The organism is Micromonospora sp. NPDC047465, assembly GCF_040643125.1.
GTDB lineage: Bacteria > Actinomycetota > Actinomycetes > Mycobacteriales > Micromonosporaceae > Micromonospora.
In genome coordinates this window covers 127,806-139,286 of the sequence record NZ_JBEYTP010000017.1, presented here as the reverse complement: position 1 = coordinate 139,286, position 11,481 = coordinate 127,806, and the positions used below count along the sequence as shown (strand labels likewise).

12 protein-coding genes are annotated in these 11,481 nt (G+C 73.4%); 4 read left to right on the top strand and 8 right to left on the bottom strand.

What is annotated here, in order from left to right; all coding sequences use genetic code 11:
* Positions 1–515: 515 nt before the first annotated feature.
* The 4 genes from ABZ793_RS17775 (at position 516) to ABZ793_RS17760 (ending at position 3,617) form a co-directional block, all read left to right on the top strand.
* Positions 516–1,859: a molybdopterin-dependent oxidoreductase gene (locus tag ABZ793_RS17775; RefSeq protein WP_357458177.1), complete on the top strand. Its 1,344-nt coding sequence runs from the start codon at positions 516–518 to the stop codon at positions 1,857–1,859.
* Positions 1,852–2,286 carry a hypothetical protein gene (locus tag ABZ793_RS17770; protein ID WP_357458174.1) on the top strand — a complete coding sequence of 145 codons (435 nt, stop codon included), beginning with the start codon at positions 1,852–1,854 and terminating at the stop codon, positions 2,284–2,286. The genes ABZ793_RS17775 and ABZ793_RS17770 overlap by 8 nt, the downstream gene beginning before the upstream one ends.
* A gap of 252 nt (positions 2,287–2,538) precedes the next feature.
* Positions 2,539–3,051 carry an FBP domain-containing protein gene (locus ABZ793_RS17765; RefSeq protein ID WP_357458192.1) on the top strand — a complete coding sequence of 171 codons (513 nt, stop codon included), beginning with the start codon at positions 2,539–2,541 and terminating at the stop codon, positions 3,049–3,051.
* Positions 3,051–3,617, top strand: coding sequence for a TetR family transcriptional regulator (locus tag ABZ793_RS17760; RefSeq protein WP_357458171.1), 567 nt, complete (start codon positions 3,051–3,053; stop codon positions 3,615–3,617). Before ABZ793_RS17765 ends, ABZ793_RS17760 begins: the two co-directional genes overlap by 1 nt.
* 112 nt (positions 3,618–3,729) lie before the next feature.
* Here the strand turns inward: ABZ793_RS17760 and ABZ793_RS17755 are convergent, their stop codons facing one another.
* From ABZ793_RS17755 to ABZ793_RS17720, 8 genes are all read right to left on the bottom strand, one after another.
* Complete coding sequence (locus ABZ793_RS17755; RefSeq protein ID WP_357458168.1) at positions 3,730–4,584, bottom strand: SMP-30/gluconolactonase/LRE family protein; 855 nt, start codon at positions 4,582–4,584, stop codon at positions 3,730–3,732.
* A 94-nt stretch (positions 4,585–4,678) separates the two neighbouring features.
* Complete coding sequence (locus tag ABZ793_RS17750) at positions 4,679–5,617, bottom strand: GNAT family N-acetyltransferase (protein ID WP_357458165.1); 939 nt, start codon at positions 5,615–5,617, stop codon at positions 4,679–4,681.
* Complete coding sequence (locus tag ABZ793_RS17745) at positions 5,614–6,453, bottom strand: fumarylacetoacetate hydrolase family protein (protein WP_357458163.1); 840 nt, start codon at positions 6,451–6,453, stop codon at positions 5,614–5,616. Before ABZ793_RS17745 ends, ABZ793_RS17750 begins: the two co-directional genes overlap by 4 nt.
* A gap of 76 nt (positions 6,454–6,529) precedes the next feature.
* On the bottom strand, positions 6,530–7,555 hold the full coding sequence (locus tag ABZ793_RS17740; RefSeq protein ID WP_357458160.1) for a hydroxyacid dehydrogenase: 1,026 nt from the start codon (positions 7,553–7,555) through the stop codon (positions 6,530–6,532).
* A 52-nt stretch (positions 7,556–7,607) separates the two neighbouring features.
* Positions 7,608–8,615: a dihydrodipicolinate synthase family protein gene (locus ABZ793_RS17735; RefSeq protein ID WP_357458157.1), complete on the bottom strand. Its 1,008-nt coding sequence runs from the start codon at positions 8,613–8,615 to the stop codon at positions 7,608–7,610.
* A 2-nt stretch (positions 8,616–8,617) separates the two neighbouring features.
* Entirely contained in the window at positions 8,618–9,640 is a 1,023-nt protein-coding gene (locus ABZ793_RS17730; protein ID WP_357458155.1) for an NAD-dependent epimerase/dehydratase family protein, read from the bottom strand.
* Between the two features lie 8 nt (positions 9,641–9,648).
* Complete coding sequence (locus ABZ793_RS17725; RefSeq protein WP_357458152.1) at positions 9,649–10,551, bottom strand: carbohydrate ABC transporter permease; 903 nt, start codon at positions 10,549–10,551, stop codon at positions 9,649–9,651.
* Positions 10,548–11,450, bottom strand: coding sequence for a sugar ABC transporter permease (locus ABZ793_RS17720; protein ID WP_357458149.1), 903 nt, complete (start codon positions 11,448–11,450; stop codon positions 10,548–10,550). The genes ABZ793_RS17725 and ABZ793_RS17720 overlap by 4 nt, the downstream gene beginning before the upstream one ends.
* Positions 11,451–11,481 lie beyond the last annotated feature (31 nt).

The window sequence follows — 11,481 nt, the reverse complement described above, 5'->3', positions numbered from 1 at the left end:
GCCCTGCCTGTGCTGCCTGGGGTGGTCACGCACCGTCGAGCCGGCCGGCACCTCCCCGGCACCGGCCGGTCCCGACGTGACCCCCGCCGCCCACCACAGGGCGGCGCGAAGGTCAAGACGGCCCGCTGTGGCCCGCCCCACCAGCCATTGGTGGGGAGTCGCTCGCCAATTCGGCGAGGATCCACAGCCCCACCGGAAACCCGGTGAACGTTAGTGGACACAGCAATAGGTCAGACCGGTGGCCCCGCGGGCCGATTCGGGTCGGGCGTCAGCATTCCGAAAGGCCCGGCGGTGAGCCCGCTCGGTAATGCGGACCGGTGGTGAGCCTTCGGTAATGCGGCAAAGCCAGCCGGCGGGCGGTGCTGCCGGTTAGCGTGCTGCACGAGGGCCCGCCGTGCCGGGCTCGACGACTCGCCGCCAGGAGAAACGTGCCCGCCGATCCGCCGCCAGACCCGCCTCCGGGGCCCGACCCCGGAGAGCCGACGCGGGCGTCCGGCCGGCCCGAGCCTGCCGCCGTGCCACCCCGGCCGCCCGCCGCCGGGACGACCGACAGCCAGGGGTACGCCTACCCGGCGCGGCTGTGGCGGGCGCTGGACCGGCACCGCCCACCGGGTGCCGAGGCTGCCGCCGGCGCCTGGCGCAGCCCGGTACGCGGCCCGTGGCTGACCTCGGTGTTCGGTGCTGTCCTGCTTGCCGCTCTACCGCTGGTGATCATCACCGGACTGTTGGACTGGATCGCCTACGGTCCCCGCCTCGGCCAGGCCCTTCCCCGCGGCGTGGGCTGGCTGCACCCGCCCGTCTTCGACTGGCCGACCCGCCCGGCCTGGCTGTTCCGGGTCACCCAGGGCCTGCACGTGACACTCGGCATCGTGCTGGTGCCGGTGGTGCTGGCCAAACTCTGGTCGGTGGTGCCGAAGCTGTTCGACTGGCCGCCGGCTCGATCGACGGCTCAGGCTTTGGAGCGACTGTCGCTGTTGCTGCTGGTCGGCGGGATCCTCTTCGAGATGGCCACCGGCCTGCTCGACATCCAGTACGCCTACCTGTTCGGGTTCGACTTCTACACCGCGCACTGGTACGGCGCCTGGGTCTTCACCGCCGCCCTGGTCACCCACGTGGCGATCAAGTTGCCCCGGATGGTCTCCGCGTTGCGCGGTCCGGGCTTCGCGCGTACCCGGCTGGCCGGGACCCGACCGGAGCCGGCGGACCCGGACGGTCTGGTTGCCCGGCGCCCGGGTCCGGCGACGATGAGCCGACGCGGTGTCCTGGCCCTGACCGGGGGCGGCGCGCTGCTGCTCGCGGCGCTGACCGTCGGGCAGAGCATGGACGGCGTGCTGCGCCGCACCGCGCTGCTGCTGCCCCGGGGCCGGCGGCACGGCGACGGGCCGAACGGCTTCCCGGTGAACCGCAGCGCTGCCGCAGCCGGCATCCGGTCCGCCGACACCGGGGCGAACTGGCGGCTCAGCGTGCGGGGCGGCGGCCGCAGCGTGGAGTTGGACCGTGACGGCCTGCTCGCGATGGCGCAGCACACCGCGGACCTGCCGATCGCCTGCGTCGAGGGTTGGTCGACGGCGCAGACCTGGACCGGGGTGCGGCTGCGCGACCTCGCCGCCCTGGTCGGCGTGCCCGAGTCCGCCCCGGCACGGGTCCGATCGATGGAACGGAGCGGCCTGTTCCGTCAGGCCCGGTTGCAGCCCAACCAGGTCCGCGACCCGGAATCGTTGCTCGCCCTGCGGGTCAACGGCGTCGACCTGTCCCTCGACCACGGCTACCCCGCGCGGATCATCGTGCCGGCACTGCCCGGCGTGCACTGCACCAAGTGGGTCCGGGAGATCACCTTCGAGGAACGTGCCGATGGTTGAGTTCCGGCGCGGCTACGGCGCCGCGCCCTGGCACCTGCTGCTCCTGCTCGGCTGTTTCGCAGTGACGGGCTGGATCGCGTTGCGGCTGTCCGGGGAACCGGCCGCAGGCGGGATGCTGCTCTGGTTCCTCGGCGCGGTCATCGCCCACGACCTGCTCCTGTTCCCGGTCTACGCGTTGATCGACCGGGGGCTGCGCGCCGGCCCGGGGCACCGAGGCGCACCGTCGGCACTGAACCACGTGCGGGTGCCCGCGCTTGCTGCCGGGCTGCTGCTACTCGTCTACCTTCCCGGCATCCTCGGTCTCGGCGACGAGACGTACACGGCGGCGACCGGCCTGGCCCCGCGACCGCTGCTGGCCCGCTGGCTGGCGATCAGCGGGGTTCTCTTCGCCGGCAGCGCGGCGCTCTACGCGTTGCGGCGGCGCTGACCCTTCCGCAGGCCAGGCTTCGCCGGCGTCTGGCGACTGGGCTCGCGACGCCCTGCGCACTTCTGTGGTGATCGGCGACGCGGCAGGTGGACGGGGACTCGACGCAGGGTCGACGAGGTGGGCGCTCCTGCTGGTTGGCGATGGAAGTTCGCACGGTGGGTCGCACCGGAAATCGAGTGGACAGGGAACTTGTATCGAGTTACAAATTGTACACATGTACAGGATTGGCCAGGAGGTGACGTCGTGCGGGCAATGAGCCGGGACGAGGTGCGCGGTGCGATCGCGAACCTGGACGCGGTCGAGAGCAAGGTCCGTCTGCCGGCCTGGTTCGACGAGGTCGCGTGGGGCAAGCTCGACTACCTCGGGTGGCGAGATCCCCGAGCGCCATTGCGGGCCTACCTGGTCACCGACATCGACGGCACGGCGTCGGGCGCCTTGCTCCGCCAGAGTCCGAGCCGGGCTGAGCTCGGCGGGCGAGCGGTCATGTGCTCGCTGTGCCACTTCATGCGGCGCTTCAACGAGGTCGCCCTCTTCTCCGCGCCGCGCCCCTCCGCGGACAAGCGCCAGCGGCTGAGCACGCTCGGCATCCTCGTGTGCACCGACCTCGACTGCGCCACGAAGGTGCACAGCGCACCCATCCTCGGGCCGCTCGACCCACCGGTCGACGAGATCATCCGGGAGCGTAGGGAGGGGCTGCGGATGCGTACCGTCGCGTTCCTACGCTCGGTGTCGACCACTCCGAGAACCGTACGAGGGAGGGGATGATGGCGTACCTGGCGCGTGCGGAACGGCGCCGTTCGATCGTCGAGGCGGGGGCCGCCGTGGTCGAGCGCGACGGCTTGAGTGCGGTGACGGCCAGAATCGTGGCGGACGAACTTGGCGGGTCGCAGGGCCAGATCCACCACCACTTCGCGTCAACCGACGAACTCGCCGCCGAGGCCTGGCGGCACTACGCCGCGCAGCAGATCGATGAGTACGAGCGCAACGTCGACGGCCTCGATGCGTACGACGCGCTCGTGCTCTTCTTCGCCGACCTCGTGAGCACCGACGGGGACGGGCACGCGCTTGCGCGGTGGGCCGAGGCGGGCGCACACGCGCAGCAGCGCCCCCTCGTCGCGAGGAGCTACGTCGAGACGCTCTCACGGCTGACCGACGTCCTCGCCGCGGTCCTGGCCGGGGACTCCGAGGCCGCGCAGGCGCGAATGGCCGCCTGGCGGATCCTCATGCTCGGAGTCGGGCTCGCCGGGCTCACCCGCATCACGGAGGACTCACCCGTGCCGGCTCGTGACGTCATGCTGTCGGCGATCGGAGCCGAGACGGGCCGACGCTGAACAAACACCCTTGCCGGCGACCGCGACGCGCTGGTCGCCGACGAGCGCCCCCGGCGACGGCGATCAGCGGCGGGTGGCGAGACGTGGCGGCCGATCGGGCCTGGCGCCGCTGTCAGCCCGCGAAGGTGTACTCGGGGAACCCCGGCACCTCGGGTCGGATCCGGAACAGTGCCCCCGCCGGGGAACGGTCGTCGGTCGGCAGGCCCTGGCGGGAGGTGGTGACGTAGAGGTCAGCGTGGTCGGGGCCGCCGAACGCGCATGCGGTGGGGCGCCGAACCGGCAGCTCCACGACGGCGGTGAGGCCGCCGTCCGGGGCGTACCGGTGGACGACGCCCCCGTCCCACAGGGCGACCCAGACACCGCCCTCGACGTCGAGGCAGAGCCCGTCCGGCGTGCCCGCGTCGGGCGGCACCGCGACCATCGGCCGTCGGTCGTGCAGTTCGCCCGTGGCCAGGTCGAAGGCGAAGGCGTCCATCCGGTGGGTGGCCGAGTCGACATACCAGGCGGTCCTGCCGTCCCGGGTCCAGGCCAGGCCGTTGGAGACGGTGAGCCCGGTGAGCACCGTCTCGACGGCGCCGCTCGGGCTGAGCCGGTGCAGCGCGGCCCGACCCGGCGCGGCGTCGTACGCCATCGAGCCGCAGTAGAAGCGCCCGAGCGGGTCGCATCCGCCGTCGTTCATCCGGACCGACGGGTCCGACCAGAGCTCGGGCAGCAACTCCACCGAGTCGTCCCCGAGCAGCGCGAAGCCCCGCTCGACGGCGGCGACGAGGCCACCGCCGGATCGCGGGCGCAGGGCCGCGACCACCGGGGCGACGTGCCGGCGGCTGACCGCCCCGGTGGCCGGGTCCAGCGCCAGGACGTCCCCGACCAGCATGTCGACCCAGCGCAGCCGCTGGTCGGCGGGGCACCACACCGGCCCTTCGCCGTGTCCCGCGACCGCTGGCGTGACCTGTTCCGCGACGACCATCGGACCTCCCTGACGTGCCGTACGTGGCGTGGTTCGCCCCGCCCACCACGTCACCATCCTCGGTACCGCAGGCGGGGTGCGGCTCGTCCGGTGTTCACAGGTAGTCGGCCGGCCAGTGGAAGGCCCCGGGCGCGCCGGTGATCGCGGCCAGGTGGTCGGGTGCCGCGTGGATCGGCCGGACCATGCCGGTGGCGTCGGCCTCGGTCACCGGGTCGGCCAGGAGACACGGTAGCGCCGCCTCGATCGCCGGGTCGGCCGGCAGCCGGGCCGTACAGTGCCGTACGCCGCGTTCGGCGGCGGTGCGGGCGACGGCGCCGAACAGGGCACGCAGGGCGTCCGGCCGGTCGGGCCGGGCGGCGGCCTCGACCACTCGGACGAGCCAGGGAGACCACTGCGCGGCCAGGTAGCCCGCCGTGCGGCCGTGGTGCCGGGCCACCAGCATCTGGGTGGGTGGGGCGTACCAGACCGGTACCCGGAGCCGCCAGTCGTCGGCGTCCCGCACGGTGCTCAGCGGCCGGTGGGCGTTGAACGACTCGTGCACGGGGGCGAGCTCCGCCCAGTCCACCAGGGATTGCTCCCGCACGGTCCAGTCCGGCGGCAGGGGAGTGCCCGCCGCCGGTCGGCCGCTCGGGTGGCGCAGGGTGAACGTGCCGTAGCCGCTGCTCAGGTAGACGCCCGGTGTGCCGGTGAACAGCAACGACCAGGCGCAGCCGTCCGCCGCCATCGCGGCGACGGCCAGGTCGAGCAGGCGGCGGATGTGACCCCGGCCGCGGGCCTGGACCCGGGTGGCGACGTTGGCGACGCCGCCGACCAGGTCGACGCCGCCGGCGGCGTTGCGTACCCGGCGGGGCAGGTAGTAGACGGCGGCGACGACCGCTCCGGCCTCCACCGCGACGAACGTGCGCCGGAAGCGGTCACGGTCGTGGGCGTAGAGCCGGGTCACGTGCGCGTCCGTGAACGCCTCGGCCCACGTGGCGTAGAGCGACGGTACGTCCGCCGGCGTGGCCGGACGGTACTCGACGAGGGCGGTCACGCGGGCGCGAGCGCGTTGCGCTGCCGGCCGAGCCCGTCGATCGCCGTCTCCATCACGTCGCCGGCCGCCAGGTAGGGGAACCGGCCGGACAGCGCCACCCCCTGCGGGGTGCCGGTGTTGAGGACGTCGCCCGGTTCCAGCACGGTGAACTGGGACAGGTGCCAGATCAGGTACGCCACGTCGAAGATCATGTCGGCCGTGCGGGAGTCCTGCCGGGGCTCGCCGTTGACCCACGAACGTAGCCGCAGCGCCTGCGGGTCGCCCACCTCGTCCGGCGTGACCAGCCACGGGCCGAGCGGGTTGAAGGTCTCGCACGACTTGCCCTTGGACCACTGGCCGCCGGGGTCCGCGAACTGGTAGTCCCGTTCGGACACGTCGTTGGTGACCGCGTACCCTGCCACGTGGGCCAGCGACTCAGCCGGGGAGTCCAGGTAGCGGGCGCGTCTCCCGATCACCACGGCCAGTTCCACCTCCCAGTCGGTCCTCGTCGAGCCACGCGGCACCAGCACCTGGTCGTACGGGCCCACCACGGTGTTCGGCGACTTGTGGAACAGGATCGGCTCGCCGGGCGGGGCGACTCCGGACTCGGCGGCGTGCGCGCTGTAGTTCTGCCCGATGCAGAGCACCGCCCCGGGCCGGGCGATCGGGGCGCCGATCCGCTCCCCGGTCACGTCGAGCGGCGGCAGCGGCCCAGCCGCTCGCACGCGCCCCACGGGGTCCGCGGCGAGGAACGCCGCGTCGATGTCGGCGGTGATCCCGCTCAGGTCGAAGTGGTTGGTGCCGTCGAACAGCACCGGCCGCTCGGCGCCGACCGGGCCGATTCGCATGAACTTCATGGTTTCCTCTCTGCCGACAGCGGGCCGCGGGCGGGCCCGGGTCCAGCGTGTACGGGTCGGGGTGGGGGGCGTCGGGTCAGCCCGTGCGGGCCAGCATCTCGGGTGTCACCGCGTGGGCGAGGGGTCGACCGGTCACGTGCCGGATGATCTCGTCGACGACGATCTCGCCCTGCCGCCGGCGACCCTGCACGGTCCCGGCGGCCTGGTGCGGGGTGAGCAGCACGTTGGGCAGCGCCCGCAGCGGGTGGCCGGTGGGCAGCGGCTCCTCGTCGAAGACGTCCAGCGCGGCGTCGATCCGGCCACGGGACAGCTCCGCGACGAGCGCCGCCTCGTCGACCAGCCAGGACCGGGCGGTGTTGACCAGCCCGGCGCCGTCGGGCAGCAGCGCCAGCTCGCGGGCACCGAGCAGGTGCCGGGTCTCCGGCAGGGTCGGTGCGTGCAGCGCGACGATCCGGCTACCGGCGAGCAGTTCGTCCAGGCCGACCAGCCGGACGCCGAGCGCGGCGGCGTCCGCCGTGGTCAGGGTCGGGTCGTACACGCTGACCTCCGCCCCCAGGGCCCGGACCAGCTCCAGGTACGCCCGCCCGGTGCGGGACGCGCCGACGACGCCGACCGGGCAGCCGAGGATCTCGTGCCGGGGTGGCGCCTGTTCCGCCCGGCTCCAGCTCGTGCCGCCGCGCAGCGCGTGGTCGAAGCGGGGCGTCTGGTGCAGCAGGGCCAGGGTGAACGCGAGCGCGACCTCGGCCACCGACCGGGCCATGCCCTGCCCCGCCTGGGTGACCGTGATGCCGCGGGCGAACACCTCGGGGGTCACGAACGGCTTGACCGACGCGCCGGTGTGCGCGACCAGCCGGAGCGCGGGGGCGCGGTCCAGCAGGGCCGCGTCGAGCCGAGGAACGCTCCAGGAGGTCACCAGCACCTCGGCCCGGGCCAGCAGCGGCGCCAGGTCGGTGCGGGTGAGTGCTGCGTGTTCGTCGACCAGCGTGGCGTCGGTGAGCGTGGTCAGCCGGTCGCCGACCCGGTCGGGGAAGAACTGGGCGCGCAGTGTGGCCGGTACGGACACCACGGTGACCGGACGGTGCCCGCCGGGGAGCGTGGTCACGGGCCGGTCGTCCGGCGGCTCGGGCCTGCCGGCCGCGCGGGCCCCGGGGGGCTCACCGGAGCCAGTCATCGCGACGCTCCGCGACGAAGTCGTCGTCCGTCAGCCACGGGTAGGCGGTGGTCACCCGGGTCAGCTCCTCGGCCTGGCCGGGCGACAGCCCCTCGGCCGGGTCGAGGCACCACACCCCGTCGAGCAGCCCCTGCCGGCGCAGCACCTCGTGGACCCCGGCGATGCAGCCGTCGAAGTCGTTCGCCGCGTCGAACACCGCCGCGTTCGCGTCCGTGAGCGCCGCCGCGCGGGCGGTCAGCTCCGCCAGCGCCGCCGCGTCGCCCGAGCGGGCCGCCCGCACCCGGTCGAACATCGCCACCGCCGCGCGGGTCCACACCGCCCACTGGCCGAGCAACCCGCCGACGAACCGGCGGCCGGCGAACTCGCCGAGCAGGTCGCCGAGGATGTGGTCGTCGTTGCCGGTGTACAGAGCCACCTCCGCGCCCCGGTCGGCGGCGGCGATCCCGCGCACCGCCTCCAGGGTGCGGTACCTGTCGAACGGGGCCAGCTTCACCGCGACCACCGACGGCAGGTCGGCGAACGCCCGCCAGAACGCCGGGGACAGGCGCGGGCCGCCGATGGCCGGCTGGAGGTAGAAGCCGATCACCGGCAGTACGTCGCCGACCGCGCGCGCCCGCTGGAGCAGGTACGCCTCGTCGGCGCCCGGCACGACGGGGGACAGCAGCACGGCGTGGTAGCCCAGCCCGGCCGCCAGTTCGGCCTCGGCGACGGCCTGGACGGTGGGGCCGCACGCCCCGGCGACCTTCACCACCGGCCGGCCGGCCTCGGCGTCGACGGTCTCGGCGGCCAGGGCGAGCACCGGCCGCAGCAGTCCGGCCTCCCGGACGGCGAACTGGGTGGTATGCACGCCGACGGCGAGTCCGCCCGCCCCGGCGGCCAGGTAGTAGCGGGTCAGCGCTCGCTGCCGCCGCTCGTCGAGGCAACGGTCGGCGGTCAGCGCCAGCGGGTGCGCCGGGATGACGGTGCCTTCGCGCAGCAGTTCCAGGGACACGGTCAGAACCTCCCGTCGCGGACGGCGAACTTGGTGGGCTTGCCGGAGGTCGGCAGCCCGGCCGCCAGCCAGTCGGCCTGCCAGTCGATCAGGGTGCCCAGCGGGACGTCCGGATAGCCGAACAGCGCGTGGCAGCGGGTGGCGTCGTTGAGCAGCGCCGTGGGCGCCTCGGTGCCGGCGTACGTCACCGGCCTGCCCAGGCGCGCGCCGAACCGGGCGGCGATCCGGCGCACCGGCGCGGTCTCCGGGCCGGTCAGGTTCAGGGTGCACACGTCGGCGCTGGCGTGCCGCAGCGCCCGCAGGGCGACCTCGTTGGCGTAACCCTGCCAGACCACGTTGACGTGGCCGGTGGTGACGTCGACCGGGTCGCCGGCCAGCACCGCCTGTCCGATGTCGGCGAGTACCCCGTAGCGCAGGTCGACGGCGTAGTTGAGCCGGAGCACCGCGACCGGGGTGCCCCGGGTCGCGGCGGCGTGCGCGAAGACCTGCTCGCGGCCGAGGCAGCTCATCGCGTAGTCGCCGACCGGGCCGGTCGGGTCGGTCTCCACACAGCCGCCGGAGGCCACCGGCACCATCGGGTAGACGTTGCCGGTGGAGAATGCGGCGATCCGGGCGGCCGGGTAGCGGCGGGCCACCGCGGCGGGCAGCACCGCGTTGACCATCCAGGCCAGGTAGGGGGCGGTGGCGGTGCCGAACTTCGCGCCCACCATGAAGATCACGTCGCGGGCGTCGGGCAGGCCGCCCAGGTCGCCGTCGCCCAGCAGGTCGAACGCCACCGGCTCCACCCCGTCGGCGGCCAGCGCGTCGGCCGCCGCCCGGTCCGACCAGCGCGACACCGCGTACACCCGGTCGCCGGTGCGGCCGGCGGCGTCGAGCCCCCGGCGGGCCCGCCGGCACAGCGACGGGCCCATCTTGCCCCCGGCGCCGAGCACCACCAGGTCGCCGGAGTCGCCGGCCAGGTCGGCGACGAGCGCCGCCGACGGCCGGGCCAGCCGGTCCTCCAACTCGGACTCACTGTTGAACACTGGTCTTCTCATCCCTTGATTCCGGACATCGTGACGCCCTCGGTGAAGTACCGCTGGCCGACGAGGTAGGCGGCGAAGATCGGCACGAACGCGACGACCGAGCCGGCGAGCATGACGTTGAGCGGCACGTTCTCCTGCTGGAGGGAGGCGATGCCGACGGTGAGCGTGCGCATGTCCCCGCTCTGCCCGATGATCAGCGGCCAGAGCAGGTCGTTCCAGTGCCACAGGAAGACGAACACGCCGAGGGTGGCCAGGATCGGCTTGCACAGCGGCAGCACGATCTGCACGAACATCCGCCACTCCGACGCGCCGTCGATGCGCGCCGCCTCGAACAGTTCGTCCGGCAGGCCCTGGATGAACTGCCGCATGAGGAAGACCGCCTGCGCGTTCGCGAGCGTCGGCAGGATCAGCCCCCAGTAGGTGTCCACCCCGCCGACCTTCGCGATCAGGATGAAGGTCGGGATGAGGGTGACGTGGTAGGGCACCATCACCATCGCCAGGAACGACCAGAACATCGTCTCCCGGCCGGGGAAGCGCTTCTTCGCGAACGCGTACCCGGCCATCGCGGCGAGCAGGAGCACCGCGACGACGCTGACCACCGAGTAGATCGTGGTGTTCAGCAGCCACCGCAGGATGTCCCGCGAGTCGAGCACGGTGGCGTACGCGTCGAGGTCGATCGGCCAGGGCAGCAGGCTGCCGGGGAACTCGACGGCGGCGGTCGGCTTCAGGCTCAACACGACCATCGCGTAGAACGGGAACAGGGTGACCACGCTGGCGACGGCGAGCAGCACGTACCGCAGCGCGGTGCCGGCCGGACCCGGCTGCAACGCCCGGTACGACCGGCGCCGCCGCCTCGCCGGCGGGGGTGACGTGGTGGGCGCGGGCGTGGGGGCGGTGCTCGTGGCGGTCACTTGTTCCTCCCGAGGGCCAGCCGCTGGACCAGGGCGACGACCAGGGTCATCACGAACAGGGCCACCCCGATCGCGCTGGCGTAGCCGAGGTCGAAGTACTTGAAGCCCTGGTCGTACAGGGCCATGACGAGGGTGTAGCTGGCGCGGGCCGGGCCGCCGCCGGTCATCGCGTACACGAGGTCGAAGACCTGGAAGGAGGCGGTGGTCTCGATCACCAGCAGGAAGAACAGGACCGGCTTGAGCTGCGGCAGCACGATCCAGCGGAACCGCTGCCACGGGCCGGCGCCGTCGGTGAGCGCCGCCTCCTCCTGCTCGCGGGGCAGGTCCTGGAGCCGGGCCAGCACGATCAGCATGCCGTACCCGAAGTGTGACCACACGCCGACCAGCGCCAGCGCCGGCACCACCAGCGCGCTGGAGGCCAGCCACGAGTCGTCGGGCAGGCCGAGCCAGCCCATGATCCGCGACCAAGGGCCGTCGGAGGAGAACACCCAGGAGAAGATGGTGGCGACGAGGACCAGGCTGGTGACCACCGGCAGGAAGAACACCGACCGGAAGAAGCCGACGCCGCGGAAGCCGCGCCGGACCAGCAGCGCCAGCCCGACCGACACGGCCACGGTCAGCGGCACGTACAGCAGGGTGTAGGCGACGGTGACCCGCAGCGACTGCCAGAACACCGGGTCGTCGACCAGGTGGCGGGCGTTGTCCAGCCCGGTCCACTCGGCGTCGCCGCCGATCGTGTACTCCATGAAGCCGAGCACCAGCCCGGCGATGGCCGGGCCGAAGCGGAACGCCAGGAACAGCAGGAACGCGGGGAGGACGAAGAGCAGACCCCATCGTGCCTCGCGCCGGGCGATCACCCGCCGGGCCCTGCGGGCCGGCAGCTGAGCAGGTACGGCCATCTCGCCATCCTCTTCGCGGGTACGGACCGGC